This is a genomic window from Paenibacillus sp. FSL L8-0470 (genome assembly GCF_038008625.1).
Taxonomy (GTDB): Bacteria; Bacillota; Bacilli; order Paenibacillales; family Paenibacillaceae; genus Paenibacillus_AQ.
Genome location: NZ_JBBOZM010000001.1, coordinates 2,377,907 through 2,404,651, shown reverse-complemented (window position 1 = coordinate 2,404,651; position 26,745 = coordinate 2,377,907). Strand labels below are relative to the sequence as shown.

Here is a 26,745-nt window from a genome sequence, read left to right as displayed (position 1 = left end):
ACGTACAAATGAAATAACGAAATCTTTATACAGATTTTACTTGGACTCAGCCGCCCGACTCATTCGGCACTGGATGGGGTCTACTCACCAACAAACTGCGATAGGATACAAGACCAATGTACGGGCGGCTATCTCGCATTTTGCTTTGTTGTATTGTACGATCTTGTTGTTGGAGTTGTAATGACATTACACAAACTATTTTACAGCCCCGTTACGTCAATTACTCTATTTCTTTTCCTGGTTGAACTAAACACAAGTTATCTAATGCTTCATGAATATTATCCCCAAATTTAACTAAATAATAGCCAGATTCTCCATAGACCTTCCCAGATTCAGACATAAACATCATCATGTTATCATTTCTTGCCTGACCGATAGCAATTAAAGATTCCTTTACTCGCATTTCAATTTCATTAAAATCTTCTTTATCATAGTAGTCACCATAAGCTTCCTCTGGGTTTACATAAAAAGAATCTTCATCACCATTTGGACGTGTGAAACTACACCTTAATTTACTAAATTCATAAAGAACATCGAGTACACATGGAAACACTTTATAACCTTTAGATTCCAGAAAGTCAACCACTTCTTGTATATCAACTTTTCTTCCAGGGTACCATCCTGCATCAGATAAGATTTGCTCTGTGATTTCAGATATTTTTTCTCTCAAAATTTACCAACTTTTCACATATTATTATTGTAAATCATTAATAAAATCTAAAAAAGTTCGTTGGCAATTTGAACAAGGAGCTTTGTATTTACCTTGACCAGTAACTGTGCTAATTAATATATTTTCAATTTTGGCACCAGAATGTAAGAGCTGATTAACTGCTTGTATTTCCGCACAATTCTCTACATGCCAGTCTTCGAAACTCTCCTTTATGTCCGAATTTAATATTTGGAGTCGGATTTCTTACAGTTGTTATACCAACTGCAGCGATAGTAACCCCCGGCTTATAGTTGCCCCAACCAGACTCTGTTGTTGGAGTTGTAATGATATTACACAAACTATTATGTAGCGAAATAGCGATATTTAGGTTATCAAATTAAAGCATTTGATATGCGTACAAACAAAATGACGAAATCTTTATACGGGTATTACATGGGTTATAAGTGTTATTGGTTAAATGTTGGGTTCATCCGGCAATGGGTAGCCCCCACCAAAAAAAAACCTGAAAGGCATGAGACCAATCAAGGTTCAAACATTCCGTCATTTAAAAAATCGACGCTTATTCGATCTACCCTGATTTGAACATATTGTTCATCCAGATAACCGTAATCCATTAGAAACTCACTATCAATTTCAAAAGTAATACCGCCTGCATCTAAAGTTCCCCCATCAATATCTAGCTTTCCTTGTAAGGTGTAAGCGAAACTATTGTTCTCCTGGTATATCTCATACTCTTCCAAGTCCAGTTGCTTGATAATAAATTCATCAAGTATGGTCACATCGAGTTCAATCTGATATACTTCTCCAACAATGAGTTCAACCGGACATACATTTGCAAACACAACAATTTGAATTCCGTCAATTTCAAGCGTAACCTCTTCTTCAATTATGGGACTCATCGTAATAACCTTCGCCAAATATTGAATGGGGAAAACCTCCTCTTTTACTCTAACGGGTTAATAATTTTATCATGCTTGTTTCCATTCAATAATTTCCATAAATCTTCTCCACGTTTTACATGATAGGTTGTTATATTCCCGTTATTATTTGTACCAACAAACTCAAATTTTGCTTCATCTTTTTGGTTGTTACCCATAAATTTAACATAACCAGTCCTTGTTTCAACCGTTCCATTCTTTAACTTATATTCGTATTGAACTTTAGTACCACCGTTCATTACATCATTTGCCCCTTGAAGGTACTCATCAGCATTTTTATATGAACCTTTAAACTCTCCACCATGCTTCTCATAATGTCCTTCAAGAAGTGTTCGGTCAGCAAAGTTTGATGAAGTTTTACCCGTCCCCTCAGTTGTAATCTTAAACTTGGGAATAAAGAGGGTGGCAACCGATTCTGCCAATTATCACCACTTTATCAGTTTGCTTGACACTCTGTTCGATTTACCACTCGATACTCTGTCTTATGCTTCATCATGCTGTAGATGATTTTCACAAACCTTCTCATGATGCATATCTGGGCCTGCTTCTTGGTTTTGCCCTCCGCTAGCATGCGTACAAATGAAATGACAAAATCTTTATACAGATATGACTTGAGTTATGTCTCCTTGGACTCGGCCGCTCGACTCATTCGACACTGGGTGGCTTATCAACCCAAATGCAAAAAAGACCACAATACGGAGACTTACTCGCATTGTGGCTTCGTTCGTTGCATTGAAGATCGATATTTAGGCGTGTAAATAATCTTTAATTATCTAGTATTTTGAAATCATGGAAATCTGAAAAAAGTGTTTCTAAATACGCACTGAGATCATATTTTTCACCATTTTGAGGAACTCCTCTCAAAGGCCCTAGTTTTAGCTCAAACCATTCTTCTTCATCAAATCCACTATACCCACTCAATATAACTCTTAAACCTAGAATAAGTTCAGAAATATATATAGCCGGGATTTCTTCGTATATATATTCTTCCTTGCCTTCAAACTTTAAGCCCCCAATTAATCTTTCTGAAATTAACTTGCCTACCTCTTCAAGAGTCTGGCTTGATTGAAAAGCTACTGTTCCTGCTAAGTAAGGTATCATAAGTACACTCCTATTCAATTAAATTAATACCTTTATCGAGAATTTTATTATTAAATTCTTTTTCAGTAAATATTCTGAAAGTAAAAGGTTTTTTAGGTTCGTAACGATATCCCGGTAGAGAATCACGAAACATTTGTTCAAGATTATCTTGTAGTTTACTTAAATCATCGCTCATTTCTCTTGCTGATCTCCAATGCTCCCTTTTAGGAAAAGCCTGCGCTAACTTATCACTAACAATAAATGCATCAATATCAAAATCTGTCGGGTCAAACGGAGCATTCCCCTTATGTGGACCTTTCTGACCTGTTGCCAAGGAACCTCTATATCCCACTTTAGCTTCCGGGTCAATTTCTTTAATTTTCTTCACTGCCGGGCTTAATGTATCCTGAACAGTATCCTTAATGTCTGCTCTTGTTTGAACTTTTGGCGTCCCCCCAGGCATTTTCTTCGCTAAATCATCTTTGCCTGCCTCCATCTCACTCCAGAACTTCTTCTGCTGGCTATTTTGTGGTAGAGGATTATCCGGTTTGCTGAATGAAACATTAGAGGGACCATCCAGTGCTTTTTGTGGACCGGACAAACGGTTTTTTAGCCGAGTCATCGTATCGGATACCTGATCCATTACTTGATCTGCGGTTTTCTTCACTTCTTTTTTGACCTGCTGCTTCCATCCCGTCCACATTTCATCCAGCGCGGACACATTCTTGTGCAACGCTTTTTTCAGCTTGGACGAATTCGTCAGGATGGTATTCATGCCGCTCTTCAGCTTCCCGGCTAGATCGAACGTACTTACATTGCTTGCCAGCTTCTTCGCTTTAGTCAGCACTTTCCCTAGACCGGCATTCAGCGCATCCCCCGCAGGATCCGGTTATTTTATTCTTTTCTACCCATCAACTTATGAAAAAAACCACAATACGGCGGCTAACTCGTATTGTGGCGTTGTTGGAGATATTGTACGTTTTCAAAAATTACATTTTCTTGACAGTCTCGACCTAACATATGTGCAAAAACATTGGTCGATAGGACAGCCACTATAATTAAATAATACCTTCATTCGGAACTAAGTAGCCTTCAAACAATAGATTCTCTACTAACATTAAATGGATCAACATTCTTTTCTTCTAGTAGATCTTCAAATTTCTCCGTTCCATACTTTACAAAATACTCATATTCTGACTGTGAGATAAAAAAAGCTAATAGAATTTTTCCGTCTTTATCTTCACTTTTAGTCGGAACATGACTATATTCTTCTGTGAACGCAAATGGTTCAGTAAAGTAAACTACGTTTTTTTTATACTTTTGAACAAATGATTTCTCAATACTTTCAATGCCGCTAATTGCTATTCCTCGCCCTATTTGTACTTGGTTACCTATACAATAAAATAATGCATTCGCAAGAACATACCCAGCACTGCTAAATGCCCCATCAACTACCAATGAAATCTCAACATTATCGCCTACTACTTCCTCATACTTGCTAAATCCAAGAGTGTTATAAACTAAGCATTCTTCAAATACATTTTCGTATTTCAAAATTTGTATACTTGGCATTTCTTCATTATTTTTGAACACCTCTCGGTCAATTGGTTCACCTAAAAAATGGCTGTAATGGTCGTAGTAAAGTTCTCCATAGTTAATCATCCTTATTTACTCCTTTATGTGTTCCTTCTACTCCTTCATATTTATGACCGATATTACATTCATTACATTGAACCCTTAAACGCGCATTGTACTCATCCAACACTTCCACTCGTGTTGGTGGCACTTCACCAGCTTTCATACTTGCAACTCTTTCCGCCCAGGTATCTGGGTAATGGTCTAAGTCATATCCAATTCTTTTTACGGGGCCATTTTTAGTATTAATAATAATACTATCTGGGATGTCTTTTCCACAAGTAGGACAGATCATTTTTCCTGATGTGTTTTTTGGCGCCTCACTTTCCGCTTTAGCACGAGCGCCTTTTCTAAAACCACCTCTCTTATATAAACTATCTGTGGTAACATCACTCGTCCCACCAGGCATTTTCTTCGCTAAATCCTCTTTGCCTGCCTCCATCTCACTCCAGAACTTCTTCTGCTGGCTATTTTGTGGTAGAGGATTATCCGGTTTGCTGAATGAAACATTAGAGGGACCATCCATTGCTTTTTGTGGACCGGACAGACGGTTTTTCAGCCGGGTCATCGTATCGGATACCTGATCCATTACTTGATCTGCGGTTTTCTTAACTTCATGTTTGACCTGCTGCTTCCATCCCGTCCACATTTCATCCAGCGCGGACACGTTCTTGTGCAACGCTTTTTTCAGCTTGGACGAATTCGTCAGGATGGTATTCATGCCGCTCTTCAGCTTCCCGGCTAGATCGAACGTACTTACGTTGCTTGCCAGCTTCTTCGCTTTAGTCAGCACTTTCCCTAGACCGGCATTCAGCGCATCCCCCGCATTATCCGCTATTTTTCCGATCGCCCTTGCGACATCGGCTCCTTTGTCCGCCACTTTGTTTACGGCTTTGGTCGCCTTCCCCACCACGTTCGCAACCTTCATGAATTTCTCGCTCTTCATGAGTAGCTTCACTCCCGTCGGCCCCCAGCCCGCAAAGGGCACTGAAGCACCTACCGAAAGGCTTGCATTCAAATAATCCCCACGCAGCGCGTAGATCCCCGCATTCGCCAAATCTGCGATTTCTCCTACACCCGGGATCAGGCCCGCCACATCCAGCACTGTCTGGCTTACATCCAGCACCTTACTCCAAAACCCTTTTTTCTTCTTCTTCTTTGGTTGCTCTTCGGGGGCGGCCTCTTCCGGCACGGCCACTTCACTCACAAACGGAGCTTCGTATTGCGGCTCCAGGTCTTCGACCTGCACGGGCATCTTTATGATGCCATTCATCGTTAGGCTGCTTCCCCGCAGGTCCGACATCCCGTCCAGCACCAGACTGCTGTCTCCGCATTGCAGGAACAGAATTTCCTTCGCTTCGATCTCTATACTCTTCTCGCTGTCCAGTACCAAATCCTGCACGGTGTTCATCTGGATACCGCTGTTACTCGTGATCGAGATGCCTCCGTCGTCCAGCGTGATGAACAGGCTACCTTCGGTCGCGATCAGCGACATCTCCGCATCCGTCATCCGCATCTCTTTCCCGAAGTTCGTTCCCCAGCTCTTGGTCGCCGGATCCGCGGTCTTCGGTGACGGACTGCTGCCCCGCCTCACCGATCCCATCGCGAACGCGTCTTGTTCACGCCCGCTTCCGAAATACACCTGTACCGAATCTCCCGCTTGCGGCATGCAGTAGAAACCTCCACCGTCACTCGCATAGACCGCGGAGTACGGCATCCAGCTCGCTTCATTCTCCGCTTGGGTCGCATCCACGTTCAGATGTACTTTTACGGTATCCTTCGTGACCGCCAAGATCTTGCCTTCCAGCGAAGCTCCTGCCAGTTCATCGTTGCGGATTTCATTCTCCCGGATCCCGCTGTGGGGACTGAGGGTATACGTATGTATGAGCATGCCCTGCATTAGCCTGCTCTCTGCTGCTGCTACCCGCAGCTCCTGTCCTTGAAATTGTACGGTATCTCCGAGTCCGAACCAGCGCCGCGTCTCTACCCGGTAAGAGGTGAAGTCTGCTTCTTTTACGTCTGCGGCTCCCACCGACCAGGACATCTTCAGCGCGTGCAAATCTCTTGTTACTGTATAATTCTGATCCTTGAGTTCATGATATCCGCCATCCGGGACACCAAAATACAGCTTCGGCGCATCCGCCGTCACCTCCGGGATCACCACCGCTCCGAACCGGGATGCGATTCGCCGCAGGAACTGCCAATCCGTCTCGCGGTACTGTACCGTCAGCCCTCCCAGCTTCGTGCCGCTGCTCACGTAGTCGATGAGGTCAGACTTTGGGTAGGCTGATAATACCTGACGGATCACGTCCTCACATTCCATCTCGCTATGCTGAAACGAACGAATTCGCGGCTCGATGTCCAGCAGATACGAATAGGAGACGGCCTCCAGTTCCAGGATGTATACCCCCTGAACATCCCGGACGCCAACCTCCTGGATGATCCCCTGAAACAGCTTGCGTATTTCTTGGCCCCGTTCACCGGTCTCGATCAGGGAGATATTCTCCCCGTTTGCGGTCATATCGATTTCCCGGTCCTGTTGTTCTTCGGGAAGAACAGCGGTCAGGAACAAGCGTGCATGTCCGCCTGCCTTCCGCTCCATATGTATGCTCTGGATGCTGTGCACGGGATAGGGCGAATGGCACTTGAGGTTCCATGTGCCTGTTGCGGCTTCCACAATGCCCATTGTCTCACTCCTCTCCTTTACATTACCGGATGGCCCCGCCGAACCCGCTCGTCGTCCCCTCCAGGCTCGATCCCCCAAGCTCCTGACCGTCATCCTCGATCACAATCCGTCCCCCATAAACACACTGGTTCACACATGTGCTGAGCAGCGCGGGATGTCCCTCCACAAGCACATCTGTTTTTCCGTCCATCCACGAAGTCGAAATCCCCGGAACACACGGCGCCTTCTTCCGCCCTTCAATATCGAGTTTCCCGATCTGGACAGCCGGGTTCAATAGGCTGGTACAATTCCCAAATGGCATAATGTGGATCATCGGGTTCTTGTCCTCCACATTCAGCTGTGCTTTTTCTTTCAGGTGGACGCCGTGGCTATAAGGGATTTTCAAGCGATTCAGCTGAGTTCCGCATGTACAGCTTAAGATTGCCCCGGCAACCACGTAGCTCGGCTCTGCCCCTCCTCCATCCTGTTCCACAACATCCGGTCTCGTGATTCCTTTGATTTCTGCCATAGAGATTCCCCTCCTAAATTCAACTGCCTATGTCAGTTGAAATGCTATAATTAACGGCTTCCATTTATCTCATAACATCGGCTCCGCTGTTGTCATCTCTACCCGCTGCATACATAACCCGGTAAAGTCTCTGCGCAAAATGGCTTCCGCAAGTGCGAGGTTGATCAGGAACACATTCTCGTGCAGCCGATTATCCACGGCCTGGACAATCGGCCAGCCGCAGGTCTGTAAGCAGTCCGCATCCACCTTCAGCCGGGTGAGGCGGCCGCTGCTGTCGAACTGGCTGTCTTCGTGCAGACAGGCAAGCTGCGGTGGAACCAGGAACCAATAGGGGTACAGCTGCTCTCGTTCGGCGTCCATTAGTCCGGCCAGCCGGAAGATCAGACGCGGGGCAAAGGTCTGAAGCAGCTGCTTCAGAGGATCAGACCACAGCGGATAAGGCCGCTCAATGAGGTCCACCGCCAACAGCTGGTGACAAGGCTTCAGCTCAAAATGCAGATTGGACCGCTCCAGTTCCAGTAAATCCTCCCCCTTCAGCCATTCCGGACGGATGGCTTCTTTTACACCACGCGGTTCAAGTGCCCCCCGCACACGCATATCCTGTGAGAGCTGGAACCAGTCGCTTCTCATTGTTGATGTTCCTCCTTCAGCCAATCCATAATGGCTTCTTCCGTGAACGGAAGTTCCGGCATTTCCGGACGTTCGCTGAGCAAGCTGCACGCGCCCGTATCCATCTGCGCTCCTATTAAACAGGAGCCTGAGAAATTCGTTCCACGCAGATCAGCTCCCCGGAAATCTGCACCGGTCAGATCGCACCATCCAAGGATGGCTCCGGTAAGCTTCGCCCCCGTGAATCTAGCCCCCCGCAGCTTGGCCAGAACAAATTCAGCCTCGCTTAAGTCAGCTCCGGCAAAGGATATTTCATGGAAGCCCGGAATCTCCCACTTCCCCGGATCAGGAAGCCCGCAGGCCGCCTCCGCCCGATGAAATAACGCCCCCACCAGACGACAATTCTTGAAGCTTGCACCGTGCAGCCATCCCTGATTCCATTCCGTATCCGTCAAATCGCAGCCTTCCCAGACCGTACCCACCAGATTGCTCTCTGCGAAGCTGCTACCGCCAAAAGTGCTCTCGCGAAAGGCAGAATAACGAAAATCCATTTCACTGTAATCTCCGCCTGTCAGATCCAGCCGCTCCAGTGCGCCGTATCCGTAAGCACCTTCGATCCGCTCAGCCAGCCATTTCCGAATCTCGGTCTCATCCGCAGGGTCGCTGTCCTTGCGGTAGACAGACTCGCTGATATCGAGATACTCGCCTACACGCACTTCAACTATTCCGCATTGCTCCAGCTTACGAAACCCCTCGGTAAGCATCGCCTCCGGCATCGCCCAGCGGAGCAGTGCAATAACATATTGATGCCCATGCTGCGATTCACGCAGCAGCAGCTTCTCCAGTTCGGGACGGCTGATACCTCCGGCATACGGGGAACCCGGGCGTTGTCTTTCCTCCTCCAGCAGCAGCTGGAGCTCATCCAGGTAGCCGAATGCCCAAGAAGCATCATATTCACCCGCCACAGAAGCGGGGTCAAACAGCCACGTCTCATCCGAAGCCTCTACCAGATAAACTCCGCGTCCTTCCTGCAGCCGGGTCCGGAGCATCGAATAGGTGAAATGTCCGATGGCACCCTTCTCTCCTATGCTCTGCAGCTCCGCCACCTCCCGGCACAGCTTGTCAAAGTGGCGGATGAACGCCTCCTTTAACGGCTTGCGGTTGGCCTGATACAGCTGCTCCCAATGCAGCAGTACCCGGTTACGGACCGGCCCCACAATTTCTTCCATAAACATCTCCAGCACAGCAGTCTGAGCCAACAGTTTCCCCTCCTGTTATCGCTTGCTCCAGTTTTTGTTTTTCTTCCCAAAGGAACTAAACCGTTGTTCATAGGATGTTATCTGCATATCTTTACTTAGTTCGTACGTACTTCAGTTCCGCTTAAAGCGGTCGTGCCGTCCATCTTCAGGCTGCTGCCCTTGCAGGTCAGGCTGAGCTGATCTTTGGCGGAAATGACGATGCTTTTATCCGCGTTAATCATAATATCTTCCTTAGCATTGAGCTTAATCAGCTGGCTGCTGATAATCTCGATCCCGCCGCCCTCACTAAGCCGGATGAAGATCTTTCCGTCCTTTCCGGTCACAATTACCTCATCCGGGGTCATCTTCAGCTCTTTGCCGGCCGGTGTGCGGAAGAACTTGTGGTCAGGGTTGCTTAACTTGTTGCTCTCACCTTCTTCGGCATTCTGCCGCACCGAGCTGGTTGCTACACCTTCTTCCTCCTTGTTCCCCGGAAAATACACCCGGACATGATCGCCCTTCTCCGGCATGACGTACCAGCCGCTGTTGCCTTCTGCCGTGTACACAGATGAATATGGAAAGTCATGCGCTTCTCCCGCCTGCTGCTCCGAATCGATATAGAGGTGGATTTTGAGCTTATCCTTGTTGATCCCGATCACTTGACCTTGCAGCGAAACTCCGATGATTTTGTCATTATAAAAGGTGTTCTGGCGAAGTCCATGACGCGAGCTTAAAATATAGCGGTGACGAAGCAGGCCCTTCTTCATTTCAGTGTAAGCTTCGTATACATACAGCAGCTTGCCTTTGAATTCGATCGCATTGCCCAGATCCAGTACCCGGCCCGTCTCGACCTCATAATATATGAAATCATCCTCGCCTACCTTGGCTGACGTATTCTGAGTAGTGTAACGGAATTTGTCCATTCTTTTACGAACCCGGTAGTTAAAATCCTGCAGCTTGCCTTTCGAGGAGGTATCGAACACGCCAAAATAAAACTTAGGACTATCAAAGACCGATGCAGGCATCAGACCGGTACGCAGACGTGAAGCGATCCGCTTCAAAAACTGCCAGTCTGTCTCTTCATACTGGAGCGTGAACTTGCCGATAGCCGCTCCATCCGTTGCCGCGTCCATGATATCAATATTTGAATAACCCTCCGCGATCTGATCCAGAAGCTGCGGGTAAGTCATGCTGTGGTTCTGGAAGGAACGGCTTTTCTTGCGAATGTCCAGCTCATGGGTATGGGAGACCCCCTCCACTTCAAGGATGTGGACCCCGCGGTTCACCGACACACTCAAATTCAGAATAAGTCCGCTGAACAGCACCCAGCTGCCGCCTTCTTCATTCACCTGCGTGATCTCCACCACTGTATTTGATGAGCTTAACCGGACATAGCTGTCCTTCTTCTCTTCATCCACAATGCCGGTGAATTTCACATAGGTGTGCTCATTCATTTGCTTCGTAATGGTTAACTCCTGCAGACTGACCAGTTCAAAAGGGCTAACCCGCAGATTATCGTAAGACAAAGCTGGTTCACTCATGAGACTCGTCTCCTTCTTCCTGTGGAATGAACTGAATGGATTTCATCATGGCCAGTGCAATCGGCTTCCAGTCCTCAAGCTCCTCGTCCGTACAGTTAAAAGTACACATCAGCGCCCGATCCTCAAGTGAAGCGAACAGAATCAGATTATACAGATTGGCATTAACCGCCGGGGTTAAAAATTCACAAGTAGCGACCGGCTTGCCGTTAATGCTGAACTCATGGTCTCCATACCATTTCGTCAGCTTCTGCGTCCGGCGCAGCATCTGGATCATGGTCTTCTTGAAATCGGATAGCTCGTCCTCCGGCAGCGGGTTCTTGGTGTGATTGACGGCAATGTTAATTCTGGCATTGGAAGTCGTATATATAACGCCGGGTCGATGCTCAGAAGGATATTTCCGCTTTGCCATCTCTTTACTCATGAGCTTAAAGGTCTGCGGGAGCAGCATACGCATCGCACCGTCCAGCAGCTCCGTTTCCACAAAGGTGTGCGGCTCGTCTCCAATCTGCACCACGGGTGCGGTTAAATCCGGTCCAGCCTCTTCCGGAATCACTCCGTAATTATCCGCAGGCTGTCCGCCTGTATTGCCGTTAAGCATGGACACAATCTTCTCATCCCAATGCTCCATCTTCACCCCATCCTTCCAATAGTCGATTGATGCGCAGTCGTTCTACTCCACCAGCATCCGCTGCATACCCCCGTGAGCTTGCCCCTTATGACCCTGTCCCCCGCGTGCATTTGAGAGAATCCGGTCCAGATAGCGGTGAATCTGCAGGCTCGGATAATCCCGGTATTCCTGTCCCAGCCGGTTCGCAATATAATGCAGGATAACACTCCGGGTGATGACACCTTCATTCATACACAGCATGGCGAACATCACATCATGCGGATCCGGCGTACCGGTACGCATAAGGCGCTGAGCATAGTCCTGAAGCACAGCCGGAGGAAGGGTGCTGGCACCGGGAGCCGCATAGGGAACCTGCAGCACCTGGAGCGTATTGTATTCTGTGGCCAGATCCGCGAAGCTCTGGTAATCCTTGCGCAATCTGGCCCCTTCCTTCAGCTTGAAGCGGGCGAGCTCCATCTCATGGGAACCGCTCCCGGACGCCGCATCTTCCAGTGCAAGCGAGGTCTGCCCCAGAGACAGGTCATGACCTGTCTCCAGCTCGGTGAACCGGAGCTTCAGAACAGTTTCTTGACCTGTGGCCTTATAAGCAATTTCCGCCGGCTCCGTCATCATATAGAGCCGCCTCTCATGCAGCAGTATGCCGGGGCTTACCGATAACCGTTCGGCGTGTACCTCCACCTCTGCCCCAGACACAATTCCATCAGCATAATCCCTGTAGTACATCTCCCAAAACTGCCGGGGGAAATCACGCAGATCCTCAAGCATACGGGTCTTTAGAATCCGCCCTTTATGAAACTCAGGGTAAGTATAGGTGAACATTTGCGGCGCTCCTTTCCCAGACTTGCCTTTTTTACTTCAGTCCATCAAAAAAGTCTAGTTCCGAGGATTCATTCTCATAGGCGAACAGTCTTTTGTGACCCAGCAGCAATTGCTCATCACGGCGGGCCACAGGCAGGACATGGAAACCCCAATGCGAATGATCCGCGAACACGAAGAACTTTGTCTCCCCGTTCATAATGGAATCCGTATCGTCCTGCGGAATCTTCGTACCAAAGCGGGACTGGATGTCCTCATAGACCACCTGCTCGTAATTCTCCTTACGATTGACGTATACGCATTTTTGCCGCAGGGTCCCGTCGCTGCCGCTTACATACAGCTCGACCTCGGCCGTCTCGAACGGCCGGGAAATGCTGCCGGGCAGACCGTCACTCCGCTCGAGACTGTTAATCAATACCTTCTGCCGGAGGTTGTGGGTATACGCGCTGACCGTATAAGGAATGACCGCCGCCTCATGGGTGATTTCCGCCTGAATTGCCCCCGTCTTTCTGGCACTGAGATAGCGGATCGCTCCCCGCAGGCATGCCAGCTTCAGATCAGGAACACGGCCTTCCGCCGGTTTCTGGCGGAATTCTATACTGCGCCCAGGTACGAACTCCTTCAGCGCTTCCCGGAAGACATCAATCCGGCAGGACTGGCCCGTCAGCTTAATCATCGAATACTGGCCAAGCCTTCCCTCCCGGTAGAACTCCTCCAGGAACTTGCGGACCACATCATAAATATCCGCCTTGATGAGCTGGGTGATCTCCTTGATGTTAAAGACCACATCCGGAAATTCAAATTCATCACGGAGTTCGCCGTTCCGCACCACGGACAGGAACCAGCGCTCCATCGTGGTAATCTGCAAATCGCTGTCCTGTCCGTCCTCAATGGCGGAGTGGAATCGGTTGCGTAGCATGCCGGTCTTGCGGAAGAATTGCTGCTTCATCTCTTCAGCAATCTCCCAGAGGAAATGGAAATTTCCGCGGACCCGCAAATATTCGTCCCGTGAACGATGCTCCCGGTGGGCGTAGGCCGTAGGAATAATCTGCTCCGCCTCCAAATACCGGCGGTCGAGCTCCGCATATACACTCTGGACTCCCGCTTCATCGACCTGGCGGAACACATCTGCCCCCGGTGCTGCAATCAGGCTGTCAATATCGGTTGCGGCCCGCCGTCCGGAGTAATAATCCGCGAAGACAATCTTCATGAACTGCATAATTCTGTAAGTGATATTATTGCCGCCGAAATTGGTATCCCCATTCTCGTAGGTGGTGTGGATGTCCAGCTTGTAAGCAATCTGTCCGTCTTCCACAGTAAAGCGGCAGGAGGAAAGGTCGGTTGTGCCCCCGCCGCAATCAATTACCAGAGCTTGATACGGCACGCCCTCCATAAAGGCATTGCGTTCGATACCGTCGGCAATCGTGTTGTAGAGCACTGACATTCCTTCATCGAGGGAATGCTCGCTCTCAATTTCATATTCGGGCAGAATCTCGCTGAACATCTCAAGGAACTGGGCCTTCATCTTCACAGGAGCGGACAGATGCAGCCGTTTGAACCTGCATTTGAACTGGTGCTCCGCCGTCAGAATTACATGTTCAAGGTAGGCGCGCACAATATCCAGACGCGTCACTACAGCTGCATTGCCCTGGGCATCTACTACTTCCTCCTGTTTACTGTAATCGCTAATCCAACGCTTGATGCCGCGGAAGACACTGGCCCGGCTGCTATAGCCCCCCCTGCGCATGCTCTTCAGCGCTTCATATCCGAATTCGTACAGGATATTGCCGGGTTCCGAGCAATCAGCGATGCTGACTGCTGTCGGGAGCACTTCAATCCAGTCCGTATTCTTAAAGGTTGTATCCGGAAAAGTCACATAATTAATCTCCTCCAGGCGGACACGTCCGTTCAGCAGGTCCTGGCTGCTGGGTTCCTGAATATAGCCTCTATGCAAATAAGCACCCGCCGTCGTATTGGAGGTGCCAAAATCGATGGCAAGCACGGCTTGCGTCTGTTCCAGCTCACGGATGTCGAGATGGGCTAGCGGAATTTTGGTATATTGAATGTTAACAGGCGGCAGCGGCTTGTCTGAATAATAAATCTTGTACAAATACTCCGAGTCACGCTTGCGGAAAAACAATAGACTGTACTGGCGGTTCCTGCTTCTCTCCCATCTCGCTCCACTGTCGGCGGTTAAGTAGAAGGTGCCCGGCACGGCTTCATCCTGCTCCAGATTAAGAATCCCGCACAGCTCCATACTTTCGTTCACCAGCAGCACATTAGAGTCCGTAAGTCCTCCTGCTGCAGTAACGATATAGCGGTCCAGCCTGTCCACCTTAAGGCCTTCGTACAGAATCAGACGGGCGGGAACACTAATCCCGCCATCACTGCTTAGCGGCGAGGTCATATGGCGGTGGATCGCCTGCTGAATCCGTTCGAACCCGCCCTTATGCACACGGCCGATACACAGTACATCATCCGCTCCCAGAAATTTCAGGATAATCCGGATCAACTCTTCACGGTCCGTCTGCGGACCCAGCCCTTCTACCATCCGTTCTTTGTAACAAATGTTGCGAAGCTGAAAGGTCGTCATGTCCATAAGCTCTGCCCGCGTATACCGGGTGGTTCCCCGAATGCGTTCACGGCCCGCAGCGTCAGGATGCAACCTGTATGTATAACCGTTCATGTTCGTAACCTCCTAGGCGGCTGCTCCCGCAGCATCTGAATCTGCCCTCTCTTCTTGCTCCTTTAATACAAGGCAATGCAATCCTGAACCATCGTGTGATCCACGTCGATAATGCCGAAATGGCGTTTCCAGTAAATCTCCGTTTCGAAGCGTACCGGTAAAAAAAGCTCCAAAATCAGTTCCAGCTTCTCCCTTGTCTCCGGGCGCTCTTCCTCACCGATATAGAGCAGCAATTCGTCTTTATCCTCACAATTCGCATACAAGGTGGAACGCGGGAACATCCGGACCAGCAGCTCCCGCAGGAGATGCACCGCTTCGCCGGTATCGAACAGCCGCAGAACATGCCCGGCGATGACCTCCTGCTCTTCCCGTCCAAACAGCTTCAGCCGCTGCCGGATACGTTCTCCGAAAACTCCCTCCTGCATCTCCCGCAGTGTGAAGCGGATTTGATATTCCCGTTTGTTCATCCCCTGCATCAGGTCCAGTTCAGCCAGGAAATGAATGATCAGATCGAATAAAGTCTCACGCAGTTCGGAATCCTCAGTGTTATTAGGGTCGAACAAGTCTCTGAAAATATCGTAAAAACGATAGTACGGGTTCACCTCAACCTCCTGCTCCACAGCTGCCGCATTGAGATCGGCATGGCTCAGCTCCATATAAGGTGAATACACCTTCGCCGGAACAAAGTGAATGTCACTCCGCTTCATTCCCGACCGCCCCGACCGAACCAGGAGATCCCAAATATAGTTCATACCCAGGCTCCTTCACAGCGATACTCCGGAAAGACCAGCTGAACTTCAGAGACGAGGAAGCTGAGCACATCGTCACTTAGATAGGATCCGGCAAGTGACCGATCCCTGGCCACAGCTCTGAACAGAAGGCGCATCCGGTACTTATCCGTCTGTACGCGGACCTGGTCGCTGACGAAGCTGTTCAGTTCATAAGTCAGCGGAATCTCCTGTCCCGGCGGCAGAATCTTGACATCCTCCAGTTCTACCTCCCGTGAAACCTCAAATGCCCCGGTCAAACGGGCAATGCCCCCTTTGGATCGAACCGGACTGCCGGACTGCCGGACATATCTGCCGATATACCCCTCTTGTCTGCGGTTCGACAAAAGTGGATAATGCATCCGGCCAATTCCGGAATTCATGGGCCTCGTCACCTTCAGCATGGTCCAGGAATCCGATTTATCCAGCGGAGATACAACTGTAATCTCTTCCTCCGAGCGTTTAATATAACGGATATTTGCTTCCTCGCCATCTACAAGATATCCGTGTTCTGTGCCTGTTCTTCTTAGCGGCAGCACATGCTCGTAATTCACCCGGTCAGCCGCCGGAACGGGAAAGCCGCCGATCTTCATCTCCATTCTCTGAATATTCCAGATCGGCACCAGATTCATATGTTTATACGGTTCCAATTCCTCCAACTGTATGGAAATCTGCTTCACCGTCTCCTGGTTGTCCCACTCCGAACCGCAGGATATCAGGATGCAGTCCATAAATTTGTAGGCATAAGGGATGTGGACTGTTTTCCACGGCAGGCTGTTTTTACGGAATATCCGGTACAGTTCTTCAATGCGTTCGGTGTACATTGAGCTCTGCTTCAGCCGGACTGTTATCTCATACCGGCCTCCGCTGGTGATCATCTCACCCTTGAACTGGCGCTTGCTCCGGGTAAGCGAGCGAATCTGTGAGGTATCGCACTGGAGGAACAGCGTACATAACTTCATTTCCTCCTGCTTCGATAAGGCAGCCGCAACTTCCGCCAGATTGATAAACTGCGGCTCTGAATCGCCTGGGACCATGGGGTACAGGAATTCATGCAGTGGATCAAGCTCTTCGCGGGGACAGAGTGACGCATACACATCATGCCGCACCTCCTCCGGCTCCAGTTCATTGAAGACGCGCTCCTCAATCTGCCGGTTCAGCGTCTCTTGATATTCCACCAGATTCAGAAATAAACCGGTCATTACATCCTTCAGCATCCGGCGCTGCTCCAGATCCTCCATCTTGTTCAGACGGTCACGAATGATATCTTTCATGGCTGCACCTCCTCTTCAGCGGATTTCTGGACCGTTTCCTCTTTCGGCAGCACGCCATCTACGCCGCTGCCCGGTTCTGTGCCCGCTGCACCTTTTGCGGCACTTTCCTCTAAACCCTTACCAGCTTCATTATTACTTGAATTTCCTGTGATATTTCCGTTGTTATCTGTACTTTCATCTGGAGTCACCAGAGGCAAACCCATACTTCCCGTAAGGTCTGCAGCTCCGGCAGCATTCGGATCTACAGCAGGTACAGGCGGGTTCAATTTCTCTTCCAGCTTGGAGATCTTCCGCTCCATTGCCAGTACCCGTTCCAGCATATCAATACTCTGATAGACCTCTTGTGCAGCTGCGTAAGCATCGAGCGCCCCGCTGTAATCAGCGGCTTCATTGTAACGGTCGCCCTTTGCTTCCAGCTTATCGGCCTGGAGCTGACTTACTTGCCGTTCCACATCCGATTTTTTGGCTTCCGCCGTTTCCAGCTTGGTTGTAATTTCGGCAAGCGCTTCTTTATAGGCGTTCTCTGTGGCGGAGGACCGCGCCCGCAGGTACAGCGTAATGGCGCCGCTGGAGTCCCCGTTCTGGAATTTGAGATCTGCTTCCCGAAGCCAGTCCTGTACCTTCTGGAAGGCAGTCATCTGTCCCAGTCTGTCTTCAATCGCCTGCCGCTTGAAGATACTGTACGGCTCCGAAAGTTCCAGCGCTTTGGTATAACTCGCTTTGGCTTTTACAATATCCCCCTCCTTGAGGTGGGCTTCGCCGTCAACCAGCTTTTGCGCAGCCGCCATTTTGTCTGTCAGCAGCTTTTTATGAATCCGGTCCTTGAGCTTGATCGAGTTGTTGCGGCCCAGACTATAGTCGGATACTGCCTTGCCATACTCCTGCTCTGTAACATACACGTCAGCACTCTGTTCATACTGGAGCATATCGGCAGCTAATTCGGCCTTCTTAGCCGCACTTTTGACCTTATAGAAGATCCCGGCGCCACCTACCAGAAGCACCGTCAATAGAATAATAAGAATGCGTTTGATCCATTTCTTGCGGTTCTTCGGCTCTTCCTGATAGGTCTTATTAGCGTAGATACATGCTGCCGTATAATTGTCTATCCGCATCCGCTGTTTGCTGAGCATGACTTCCTCAAGCGTATCCGCCAGCATGACCGGATCATTAGCCGCCTGGACAGAATCAATCATCTCCGCATCCTCGACAGCCTGCCACAACCCGGAGGTGCACATCACCAGCACATCGCCATCTGCCAGCGGAATCTTCCCGGAGACATAAGGCTTCAGCTTGCCCGGCATCCCGGCATATTGCAGCAGATTGCCACGCTCATCATTCGTATCGATCTTGTCCTCGGCAATTTGTCCTTCGTCTGCCATCTGCTGGGCAAGGCTGTGGTCCCGGCTTTTCAAGATCAGGCGCTCCCCGCGAAAATGATAAAGTCTCGCATTCCCGGCCGATGCCCATACCATCTTCGTATAATCCGTCACCACAATTAGTATACTGGCCTTCAGACGGACTCTTCGGCTCTCATAATGCAGCCACTCATGGGCAATCCGGATGTAATCGGTCAAACGCCGCCGGGAGAGGGTGGGTTTCTCCAAAAAGCTCTCCAGAATCGTCTGCACAATCATTTCGGCACTGTGAGCCTCTTCATCTGAATCCAATCCGTCGGCAATGATATAACAGGCCTTATCCTCCAGCTCAACGCACCCGAAAAAATCCCGGTTAGTCATAAAAGAACCCGATTCGGAGACGAAACTCATTAAAAAATCGCTGTTCTCCTTCCTCATGCGTATCCCCATTTCCCGTATTGATGATTTATGCTATGTACCCGGCGGGACATCTCCTGTTCTACCAACGCCTCTCCACAATAATGACTGTAGCGTTATCCTGATGTACAAGCCTTTTCTCCTCTATCAAATCAATCATGGCCTGAGCAGCATCATAGGGTGACAGCGGCCGGGACAGTATCGTCTCCATTTCCATTTCCGTGAGCGTGTTGTATACCCCGTCGCTGCACAGCATAATCTTGTCCCCCTTATACAGCTGAAAAGGTTCTTCTGCCAGCTCCATGCTCCTGAAATTCTCGGACCCGAGATAATTGACCAGAGTCTTGCGCTGCGGATTGCCTAGCGCCTCCGACTCGGTAATCTCACCGGACAGATACTGTTCCTGCAGTGTGTTCTCCAGCGTATGCTTATGGTTAACCGGAATCAGAATACCGCCGCGGTATACGAACAACAGGCTGTCCCCTACCGCCCCCCAGTAGAGCATACTACTGCGGATCAGCGCCGCTACCAGCGTGGTCCCTCCCTGCACTCCGTGCAACTGGTTCATGATCTCTCCATTGGCGTTCATTGCCGCATCACCGAAGAATTCCGGCGGATCGGGGAAGCGCTCCAGTTCCCGAAATTCTTTAACAAAAGTATGGACGGCCGCCGTACTGGCCACCCTTCCCCCGCTTAAACCGCTGATTCCATCCGCAAGCACAGCTAGCAATCCAAAAGGCATATTGACCGTCGCAAAATAGTCATCCTGCTCTTCACGCGCACCGATCGTCTGGCCGTTCCCGATTCCGTCCCCGGAACCGGTGCCAGCCTTCGGCATCTTTTGAATACGATGCCTGAACATAATCAGCGGCCAGATCAGCAATATCCAGACAACAATCATCCAGTATGGGGTCAATGCACTATCATCCAGCAGTTGCTTCAGCGTATTCATTGCTGCTGCTCCCATTCAAAGTGAACACCGCACAGGGGAACAAAAATAAACTTGCTTCGTCCCAGCTGAATAACATCATAAGCAGCCAGCTCTACCGGGGAATATACCGCCTCGTTATTGTGATAGGCAAGTCCGGAAGCATCACCGGGCAGCAAGTAGAAATTGCGTTTCTTCGGATCATAGACAATCACCGCATGATTGCGTCTGGAGATCGTATTGTCACCCAGAATGCGCACATGCATCTCTTCCGAGCGGCCGATAAAATTCTTCTCCGCCATAATCCGGTAGTCCTGTCCCATTTGTGCCCCTTCAATACAGACCAGCCAACCCGTCACCGGTTCAATTCCGGTAGCCTCTCCCAAATACGGCATCGTTCTGTCATCTTCGGAAGGACGGGACGCCATAGCAATGGCTGCTCCCTTGCTGCCGGACGGAGCCGGGCTCTCCACGGTAAGATTACAGTAAGGACACGTGTTGCCGTGTCTTCTTGTGCTGAACATATGTCCGTTAGCGCATCTTGTCAGACTCATTCGCTCTCATACCCCCGCATGTGTTGTTCATTTCACCAGAATCCTCGTGTTGGCAATATAAATTAAGTCCCCCGCCTCAAGCAGGCTGGGTTCCTCGATTTCCAATTTAACTGCTTTGCTCTGATTGCTTTTCCGTATACCCACACCGCTGGAGGATTCAATATCCTCTATGTACCATTTGCCGGATGCTTTGTTCAGCACAGCATGCTGGGCGCTGATCAGAGAAGCATAAGGTGTATCTGACAGATCTATATCCGCTTCACCGTGCCTTGAGCTTTTGCCGATCAGAACACTTGTCTCGCCTTCTATGTACCATTCCTTTACACTTTCACCGTCTTCACTCAGCAGCACCAGCTTTACAACCTTGCTGCCGGGTTTGACCTTATTCTGCACCTTGATCTTCTTGGGTCTTGTTCTGACTGCAATTATGACTACTGACAACAAAAGGATTGCTGCCGCAACCACCTGTGCCCCCCTAACCTTTGCAACCACAAATATGTAATAGAATATTACAGCCGAGATGGCTGTTATCAATAGATCCAGCACCAGGGTCCAGACCGACCTTCCTTGTTTCACTCCCATAACCTCCGCCTTACCGGGCTACGCCCCAGAATGACTGCCGGATCACTTCTTTCGGATTCCAAAATAGCGCTCAAACAGCTCCGATGACTCCATACTTTTTGCTGGCTCAGAGCGTTTGGGGATGCTCCGGTCACTCTCCTTTTTCGGCTGGAAACCAAAAAAACGTTCGAACTGCTCTTCCATATTTCCCGGATCAAAACTGACCCGCTCCTTGCCTGCGGATGGCTTCTCCGGCGGCTCTCCGGATGCCCGGGTTGTACGCGACTGCGACTGATAAGCCGTCCTTGACTCTTCATTACCTAGTACCTTATAGGCCTCATGAACCTGCTTAAACCGCTCGGCGGCCTGCGGATCTCCTCCGTTCGTATCGGGATGATACTTTTTGGCCAGCTTCCGGTAAGCTTGCTTCACTTCGGCGGATGATGCATTTGGGGCAATACCAAGCACTTCATAATAATCTGTCAAACGCCTCACCGCTTCCCGTTACGATTTAGAGATAAATAAACATTAAGAGGCGCATAAAGGCCCCTTAATGTTCTGAACATCAGGGCAGACACAGCCAGCCCGATGTCCCAGTCCGATTACCTAATATTAGGCCGAGAATCCGCCATCGATTTTGGTAAGTTCGGTTTTGTCTTTCTTTTGTTTGATGTACAGTGTGAACTCACCAACACCTTCGGTGTCCCCGTAACGTTCTGTGTAATCCACAACGAATGCGTTAGGGAAATGGATCTTGCGCACTACTTGGTCTGCTGCAATAACTTCAAGCGTTACCTTGCGGTAGCAGTCCGCTTTTTCAGCAGGAACAATAGACCAGAGCGCCAGCTTGATGGTGTCATCTGCATTATCGCCGTCAGTAGCCGTGATAATTTTACCAGTGATGCGCAGGGTTGCTCCAACATCGGTCGATCTTGCGTTTGAATCATCCGGAGTGTCCGTGTCGTACACAACAGAACGAATATTGTCCATTCCCAGTTCGATTGTTTCTGCACCTTCAACTTTTAAAATAAAACCCATAAATAAAAAACCTCCTCGAAAAATAGTGTTGAAATATGTATAAAGGCTAGCTCGGATGAACAAGCCTCTGATACCTTAATAAGTTCTGTAATATAATCTTTTATCGTTGTTATATGAATGTTTAAGCCTTAACAGTGCTGGTTCCCTTGGTTATCATGACCTCAAGATTCTTCACATTGCCGTTGAAGACCAGATCTATATGGCACAGGTTACTCTTCTCGTCGATAATATAGCTCATATCATCGCCTTCTTGAATGATCGAGTTAACCGATCCGCGTTTGCCCAACCAGCGGCTCTTCTGGCTGCTCGGATTGTTGCTGAAGAACTTCACTATGTTCTCATGCTTGAAATCTCCGGTCTGGAAGCGCAGGAAACGTTCGATATAGGTACTCACCTGTGTTTTGTAAATGGAATCATATCCGTCCTCTGACATAGCCATACTTCTCGATTTATATACGGTAATACGTTTGATATCCGTATCCTGAAGCTGTGCGTTCTCAGAGGAGAAAATAAATCCGAAGTTCTTGCGGTTAATGGAGTCCTTGATTGTATTCGTGAACCCCGAGATTTCCTTGGTCATCGTTGTTACGGAGCGCAGACTGTTGTCTCCCGCTTCGATATCGAAGCGTACTCCCGGAAATTCCCGGTTTACATTCTTAAAGTTGCTTCTCAGATATTCAGGACATTGATAAGCAGCTACAATACCAGCGGCAACATAAGCGGCTCCGATATAGACACCCTCGATCCAAAGCTTCAGAATGTCTTCTTTATCCTTGGACAATTCCACACCGTTCTCGGTCTGCAGCATTCTGCTGTCAATGATAACTCCGGACTTCTCCTTAGGAATCACCGTGAAATTCGGTGCACTCGGGATCGCAAATTCACTGTATTCCTTCCGTGTCAATCCTGCACATTTGTCAATGTACTTGTCGATTCCGGCAGTAGCCATACTGCTGAATGTAGTGTCCTCGCCGGACTCGAAGCTGAAGAACAACTGCACCTTGTAGTCCTTGATGACTTGGAGCAGCATTGTAAGTGATTCCATGCTGTTGCCATCCTGCTTGACCACTTTGTCGTTTCCGCGAAAACGTTCCCGGCTAACTTTGACCTTGCCGGTTGTCTCTAGCTCAACGGAAGGAACAATCCCGTACCAGATCGTATCGGAGAATTCATTTTTCGAGTTCACTGTGTTCAAATATGTCTCCAGCCGCGGGATATTGCTGCTCTTCACGAGCATATCCAGCTTGCTGTTGGCAATCAGCATCGAAGGCTGCATCCCTTTGTTTTTAACCGCATACTGGTCGAAGAACATCTTAACACCCAGTATTTTTTCCACTAACGGCTTAACCGTCTTGACGAAATCATCTTTGGCATTCTTATAGAATTCCAGGTATGTATTGTAATTCTGTACTTCCAGTGCGGCGTTGACTTCAGCCCGGACCGCCGGAAGCGGACAGAATGTGCGTACTACCAGGTCCTGCACATAAGTAGACGGAGATTCTGACAAAGAGCCGTAATCTTCAGCAAATACCTGTGTGAGGTCTGTATTCGTGCTTTCATCCAGAAGCATGAGGTCGGTACTGTCACTCTTGGGAGCCTCGATGATCTTCAGTTCACCGCTCTCGCCGATGGTAAGCTGGCCTACTTGAATCAATTCGGAAGATGTATCCTCCTGCGCCCGGCCGAGCAGCAGCCGAGTCTTGATATCCTCGATGGCCAGCGGCAGCATAGCCATGACATTGTTATAGTTGCGGCTGGCTTCCTCGAACATAATATTCAGTTTATCGCCGACATCCAGTTTTTTGGGATCTCCGTCATCCAGCTTGTCGTACTGGCCGTACATGTAGTGAATCTCTTTGCGGACCTGGCGGATATCATCCATAACCTTCTTTGGAGAGATCATGTCCAGCAAATTTTCAAATTTGAAATCAACATTCGTAATCCCTTGGCTTCTTTTCGTATCGATCAGTGTGAACAACATTCGCAGGAAGTCATTGCTCTGATCAATCTTAATCTCCGAAATGGTATCATCCGGAATGCCTTCAGGCTTCTTAAGCGTATACATTACTTTCTGGTTCGCCGCATTAAAAAAGGAGTAAATGCTCGGTGAAAACTTGTCGAGGAACTCATCAAAATTGTGCACAAGCAGATGCTCATTAATCTCTTTGATCTTATCGTCACTCAAGCTGTCGATACCTTTTACATCCCCGACGATGGTGATCAAATCGAGCTTTTCCGGGTTGATTTCCTCAAAAAGCAAGGTTCGGTTCGTTTGATTGATAATGTCCATTCAGGCAGCATCCCATGTTAAAAAAGGCTCATGAGGATGCCTTCCCCCCTCCATTATTTTCTGTTACCCGGCATGCATTCGTGAGTCTTTGGTTACACCATTCGACTAAATACTGCCATTTGAAGCGATATTTTTTAGATTCATGGGACCCATCTTAACCAGTAAAGATAATTTTTGTCAATATAAAGGCATATAGTTCCATTTAATCATTTTTATGACTAACTAGACTAAAAGGACTATTTTGTAATTTTTCCTTATTTTCCCTCAATGAGCCACCGATGATAACCTTATCCCAGCATTTTATGGAGCTGCATCAATAACTTTAGGCCTAAACAGATACAAGGGGGGATTCCGCAGCTTATGTACTTTAGATCACTCAGGAAAATTGTAGTAGTGATAATACTGATTTCAGGTTGCTTGGCAGGAAACGGCGGGACTTCCAGCTACGCATCATCCGGCAAGAACAATTCCGCTTCGGCAGGAGGTCTGGATGCCATGTTTGTGCTGGATGTCAGCTACTCCATGAATCAGACGGACAAGGACCGGATAGCCGATGAAGTTATCCGCATGTTCATGGATATGAGCGGGGGGCAAAAAACCAGGCTGGGCTTCGTGGCCTACAACGACCGGATCACCTCTTCTGTCCCGCTCACGGATATTACGTCTTCCGGCGCACGACAGCAATTACGGAGCAAGATCGACAGCTTGAAGCGGACTGGCTACACAGATCTTGGCCTTGGACTGCGGCGCGGCGCTGAACTGCTGGCGAAATCCCGGGCAAACGGTAGACAACCCTTCCTCATCCTTCTCTCCGACGGAGAGACCGATATTGGGAACAACTCCGGTAGACGGACTTTTGCTGATTCTGCAAATGATGTGGACAAAGTTATTAACATGGCCCGAAAGTCAGGATACCCGATTTACACCGTTGGCCTTAATAATGGAGGCAAGGTCAATTCAAGTGAATTGGAGCGGATCTCAAGTGAGACGGGCGGTACCTCTTTTATTACCGGAAGTGCAGACGATTTGCCTGAAATATTTAACCAGATCTTTGCCAGTCAGATTCAATCCGTACTTACATCCGTAGCAGCCGTTACAGCAAATGGCTCCCTTCAGGAAATCACAGTGGAGATTCCAAACTCCAGCATGGCTGACGCCAATATTATCATGTTGTCGGAGCATCCGGTAACGGAGGCCCAGCTCTATTACAAATCAAGCAATGTAAGCTTCATTCAATCGGATAAATACTCGCTGATGAAAATCGTCAAGCCGGTTAAAGGCAATTTCGTGCTGAAATTCCGCGGACATGCCGGTGATCTTGTCAAAATCAATCTGCTTGGAAATTACAATATGCGTGCCGAAGCCGCTATATCCGGCGGACAAAAGGTGCTCAAAGGACAAGCTACCGTCTTCGAGGCTGCACTATACGGAATAAACGACCGTTCTAAAGTTCAGGATACCGATATTTACAATCGGCTAAAAGCAGAACTGATCGTAACACCCAAAGAAGGCAAAGTTGAACGGATTCCACTAACCAATACGGGAAGCGGCTTTAAGGGCACCTACATATTTCCTAAATCAAATACATACCAATACCATATCCGTGTAGACGGTTCGGATTTCTACAGAGAAGGCAAGACTGCAGTCATCGAGATTAACAATCTGCCGCCGGTCGCTTTGAATAAATCCATTGATTTATCCAAGGATGACGGAGCTGTTAAGCTTGACTTAACCAGCTACTTCGAAGATCCTAATAAGGATTCGCTTACTTATACCGTGGATACAGAACAAGGAGATCGGAGCCTGGCTCAAGCAGACATCAAAGATGGACAACTCTTATTGTCTTCGCTGCATTCAGGAAAGTCCTATCTCTCAGTAACAGCCACAGATGATGAAGGCGCCAAAGTAACCGCCCGAATCCCTGTACATATCACTTCCATGGTGGAAAAGATGCTGCGTATTGGCGTACTCTCCGTACTGTTGCTGATCGCTGTTGGACTGCTGTACTGGTTCGTGCTGCGGCCAAAGCCAGTATTTCGCGGCAGACTGGAAGGTTATTTCCTAAGTACTGCAAGCGGTACGGATATTCCTGTGACCCACTGGCCGATGACCTCGTTTCAACAGCGCAGAATGAATCTGGCTGAATTGCTTAACATGATGGAGATCCGGGAACATGTTCCGGAGGCAGGGAATATCTGGTTCAAAGCCGGCAAGAATGAAACCTTGATCGTCCGGCATGATTCCCGCTGCACCGTCGTACATGGGCGAACCCCTGTGGAGCGTGGCAAGCAGGAAGTCCTTGAATACAACGACCGGCTCTATATTACGTTCGAAGATGGTCTGACGGAGATTGAGATTCGTTATAAGGCCATTAAGCCAAAAACTAATATTTATGTAGGCCAGCAGAGGGATTCGGAAGTTATATAAGCTGTGGAGAATAACCGGGGATTCCGTGCGAGAGCTGCTTCCAGACAAAAGAAAAGTGACCCTCAAGTCAGGATCACTACCGGTTACCGTATGGGACAA

General features: G+C 48.8%; 24 protein-coding genes. 1 reads left to right on the top strand and 23 read right to left on the bottom strand.

The genetic code is table 11. The annotated features are described in order from the left end of the window. Nucleotides 1-220: 220 nt before the first annotated feature. The 23 genes from NST99_RS10765 to NST99_RS10650 all read right to left on the bottom strand — a co-directional run bounded on the left by NST99_RS10765 (nt 221) and on the right by NST99_RS10650 (nt 24,219). Nucleotides 221-670 (bottom strand): SUKH-3 domain-containing protein, encoded by a 450-nt coding sequence (locus NST99_RS10765; RefSeq protein ID WP_341091541.1) that lies wholly within the window; start codon nt 668-670, stop codon nt 221-223. 521 nt (nt 671-1,191) lie between these two features. Further along, complete coding sequence (locus tag NST99_RS10760; RefSeq protein WP_341091539.1) at nt 1,192-1,569, bottom strand: hypothetical protein; 378 nt, start codon at nt 1,567-1,569, stop codon at nt 1,192-1,194. 44 nt (nt 1,570-1,613) lie between these two features. Beyond that, complete coding sequence (locus tag NST99_RS10755) at nt 1,614-2,030, bottom strand: hypothetical protein (protein ID WP_341091538.1); 417 nt, start codon at nt 2,028-2,030, stop codon at nt 1,614-1,616. A 343-nt stretch (nt 2,031-2,373) separates the two neighbouring features. Beyond that, a complete protein-coding gene (locus NST99_RS10745; protein WP_341091537.1) occupies nt 2,374-2,709 on the bottom strand; it encodes a hypothetical protein in 336 nt (111 codons plus the stop codon). A 10-nt stretch (nt 2,710-2,719) separates the two neighbouring features. Next, a complete protein-coding gene (locus tag NST99_RS10740) occupies nt 2,720-3,463 on the bottom strand; it encodes a hypothetical protein (protein ID WP_341091536.1) in 744 nt (247 codons plus the stop codon). Nucleotides 3,464-3,780: 317 nt separating this feature from the next. Then, nucleotides 3,781-4,350, bottom strand: coding sequence for a suppressor of fused domain protein (locus tag NST99_RS10735; protein ID WP_341091535.1), 570 nt, complete (start codon nt 4,348-4,350; stop codon nt 3,781-3,783). Further along, the gene (locus NST99_RS10730) at nt 4,343-7,009 is read right to left on the bottom strand and encodes a phage baseplate assembly protein V (RefSeq protein ID WP_341091534.1); all 2,667 of its coding nucleotides are present in this window, start codon (nt 7,007-7,009) and stop codon (nt 4,343-4,345) included. The genes NST99_RS10735 and NST99_RS10730 overlap by 8 nt, the downstream gene beginning before the upstream one ends. 22 nt (nt 7,010-7,031) lie before the next feature. Next, nucleotides 7,032-7,517, bottom strand: a complete 486-nt coding sequence (locus NST99_RS10725) for a DUF4280 domain-containing protein (protein WP_052091975.1) — start codon at nt 7,515-7,517, stop codon at nt 7,032-7,034. A gap of 69 nt (nt 7,518-7,586) precedes the next feature. Then, the gene (locus NST99_RS10720; protein WP_341091532.1) at nt 7,587-8,147 is read right to left on the bottom strand and encodes a hypothetical protein; all 561 of its coding nucleotides are present in this window, start codon (nt 8,145-8,147) and stop codon (nt 7,587-7,589) included. Continuing rightward, nucleotides 8,144-9,385: a pentapeptide repeat-containing protein gene (locus NST99_RS10715; RefSeq protein ID WP_341091531.1), complete on the bottom strand. Its 1,242-nt coding sequence runs from the start codon at nt 9,383-9,385 to the stop codon at nt 8,144-8,146. The genes NST99_RS10720 and NST99_RS10715 overlap by 4 nt, the downstream gene beginning before the upstream one ends. A 95-nt stretch (nt 9,386-9,480) precedes the next feature. Continuing rightward, nucleotides 9,481-10,905, bottom strand: a complete 1,425-nt coding sequence (locus tag NST99_RS10710; protein WP_341091530.1) for a hypothetical protein — start codon at nt 10,903-10,905, stop codon at nt 9,481-9,483. Then, complete coding sequence (locus NST99_RS10705; RefSeq protein WP_341091529.1) at nt 10,898-11,533, bottom strand: hypothetical protein; 636 nt, start codon at nt 11,531-11,533, stop codon at nt 10,898-10,900. Before NST99_RS10705 ends, NST99_RS10710 begins: the two co-directional genes overlap by 8 nt. A gap of 42 nt (nt 11,534-11,575) precedes the next feature. After that, on the bottom strand, nt 11,576-12,352 hold the full coding sequence (locus NST99_RS10700) for a DNA and RNA helicase (RefSeq protein WP_341091528.1): 777 nt from the start codon (nt 12,350-12,352) through the stop codon (nt 11,576-11,578). 31 nt (nt 12,353-12,383) lie between these two features. Further along, complete coding sequence (locus tag NST99_RS10695) at nt 12,384-15,035, bottom strand: molecular chaperone (RefSeq protein WP_341091527.1); 2,652 nt, start codon at nt 15,033-15,035, stop codon at nt 12,384-12,386. 62 nt (nt 15,036-15,097) lie between these two features. After that, nucleotides 15,098-15,787 (bottom strand): iron-dependent peroxidase, encoded by a 690-nt coding sequence (locus NST99_RS10690; RefSeq protein ID WP_341091525.1) that lies wholly within the window; start codon nt 15,785-15,787, stop codon nt 15,098-15,100. Next, on the bottom strand, nt 15,784-17,076 hold the full coding sequence (locus NST99_RS10685) for a normocyte-binding protein (protein WP_341091524.1): 1,293 nt from the start codon (nt 17,074-17,076) through the stop codon (nt 15,784-15,786). Before NST99_RS10685 ends, NST99_RS10690 begins: the two co-directional genes overlap by 4 nt. Next, complete coding sequence (locus NST99_RS10680; protein ID WP_341091523.1) at nt 17,073-18,812, bottom strand: PP2C family protein-serine/threonine phosphatase; 1,740 nt, start codon at nt 18,810-18,812, stop codon at nt 17,073-17,075. The genes NST99_RS10685 and NST99_RS10680 overlap by 4 nt, the downstream gene beginning before the upstream one ends. 118 nt (nt 18,813-18,930) lie before the next feature. After that, entirely contained in the window at nt 18,931-19,800 is an 870-nt protein-coding gene (locus tag NST99_RS10675) for a PP2C family protein-serine/threonine phosphatase (RefSeq protein WP_076110616.1), read from the bottom strand. Then, nucleotides 19,797-20,330 (bottom strand): FHA domain-containing protein, encoded by a 534-nt coding sequence (locus tag NST99_RS10670; RefSeq protein ID WP_038589064.1) that lies wholly within the window; start codon nt 20,328-20,330, stop codon nt 19,797-19,799. The genes NST99_RS10675 and NST99_RS10670 overlap by 4 nt, the downstream gene beginning before the upstream one ends. A 27-nt stretch (nt 20,331-20,357) precedes the next feature. Then, nucleotides 20,358-20,906 carry an FHA domain-containing protein gene (locus tag NST99_RS10665; RefSeq protein WP_341091520.1) on the bottom strand — a complete coding sequence of 183 codons (549 nt, stop codon included), beginning with the start codon at nt 20,904-20,906 and terminating at the stop codon, nt 20,358-20,360. 48 nt (nt 20,907-20,954) lie between these two features. After that, nucleotides 20,955-21,377, bottom strand: coding sequence for a J domain-containing protein (locus NST99_RS10660; RefSeq protein ID WP_341091518.1), 423 nt, complete (start codon nt 21,375-21,377; stop codon nt 20,955-20,957). 126 nt (nt 21,378-21,503) lie between these two features. After that, on the bottom strand, nt 21,504-21,929 hold the full coding sequence (locus NST99_RS10655) for a hypothetical protein (protein WP_038589056.1): 426 nt from the start codon (nt 21,927-21,929) through the stop codon (nt 21,504-21,506). Between the two features lie 121 nt (nt 21,930-22,050). Next, a complete protein-coding gene (locus NST99_RS10650; RefSeq protein ID WP_341091517.1) occupies nt 22,051-24,219 on the bottom strand; it encodes a transcriptional regulator in 2,169 nt (722 codons plus the stop codon). Between the two features lie 393 nt (nt 24,220-24,612). Here NST99_RS10650 and NST99_RS10645 point away from each other — a divergent pair, with 393 nt between their 5' ends. Continuing rightward, a complete protein-coding gene (locus NST99_RS10645) occupies nt 24,613-26,646 on the top strand; it encodes a vWA domain-containing protein (RefSeq protein WP_341091515.1) in 2,034 nt (677 codons plus the stop codon). The last annotated feature ends 99 nt before the right edge of the window (nt 26,647-26,745 follow it).

Excerpts from the sequence above, each read along its gene's own strand:
- NST99_RS10685 (WP_341091524.1), bottom strand. The coding sequence starts at position 17,076 with ATGAAAGATATCATTCGTGACCGTCTGAACAAGATGGAGGATCTGGAG.
- NST99_RS10740 (WP_341091536.1), bottom strand. The coding sequence starts at position 3,463 with ATGAATACCATCCTGACGAATTCGTCCAAGCTGAAAAAAGCGTTGCAC.
- NST99_RS10745 (WP_341091537.1), bottom strand. The coding sequence starts at position 2,709 with ATGATACCTTACTTAGCAGGAACAGTAGCTTTTCAATCAAGCCAGACT.
- NST99_RS10650 (WP_341091517.1), bottom strand. The coding sequence starts at position 24,219 with ATGGACATTATCAATCAAACGAACCGAACCTTGCTTTTTGAGGAAATC.
- NST99_RS10730 (WP_341091534.1), bottom strand. The coding sequence starts at position 7,009 with ATGGGCATTGTGGAAGCCGCAACAGGCACATGGAACCTCAAGTGCCAT.
- NST99_RS10725 (WP_052091975.1), bottom strand. The coding sequence starts at position 7,517 with ATGGCAGAAATCAAAGGAATCACGAGACCGGATGTTGTGGAACAGGAT.
- NST99_RS10675 (WP_076110616.1), bottom strand. The coding sequence starts at position 19,800 with ATGAATACGCTGAAGCAACTGCTGGATGATAGTGCATTGACCCCATAC.
- NST99_RS10735 (WP_341091535.1), bottom strand. The coding sequence starts at position 4,350 with ATGATTAACTATGGAGAACTTTACTACGACCATTACAGCCATTTTTTA.
- NST99_RS10760 (WP_341091539.1), bottom strand. The coding sequence starts at position 1,569 with ATGAGTCCCATAATTGAAGAAGAGGTTACGCTTGAAATTGACGGAATT.
- NST99_RS10705 (WP_341091529.1), bottom strand. The coding sequence starts at position 11,533 with ATGGAGCATTGGGATGAGAAGATTGTGTCCATGCTTAACGGCAATACA.
- NST99_RS10670 (WP_038589064.1), bottom strand. The coding sequence starts at position 20,330 with ATGAGTCTGACAAGATGCGCTAACGGACATATGTTCAGCACAAGAAGA.
- NST99_RS10700 (WP_341091528.1), bottom strand. The coding sequence starts at position 12,352 with ATGTTCACCTATACTTACCCTGAGTTTCATAAAGGGCGGATTCTAAAG.
- NST99_RS10710 (WP_341091530.1), bottom strand. The coding sequence starts at position 10,905 with ATGAGTGAACCAGCTTTGTCTTACGATAATCTGCGGGTTAGCCCTTTT.
- NST99_RS10680 (WP_341091523.1), bottom strand. The coding sequence starts at position 18,812 with ATGACTAACCGGGATTTTTTCGGGTGCGTTGAGCTGGAGGATAAGGCC.
- NST99_RS10690 (WP_341091525.1), bottom strand. The coding sequence starts at position 15,787 with ATGAACTATATTTGGGATCTCCTGGTTCGGTCGGGGCGGTCGGGAATG.
- NST99_RS10720 (WP_341091532.1), bottom strand. The coding sequence starts at position 8,147 with ATGAGAAGCGACTGGTTCCAGCTCTCACAGGATATGCGTGTGCGGGGG.
- NST99_RS10655 (WP_038589056.1), bottom strand. The coding sequence starts at position 21,929 with ATGGGTTTTATTTTAAAAGTTGAAGGTGCAGAAACAATCGAACTGGGA.
- NST99_RS10695 (WP_341091527.1), bottom strand. The coding sequence starts at position 15,035 with ATGAACGGTTATACATACAGGTTGCATCCTGACGCTGCGGGCCGTGAA.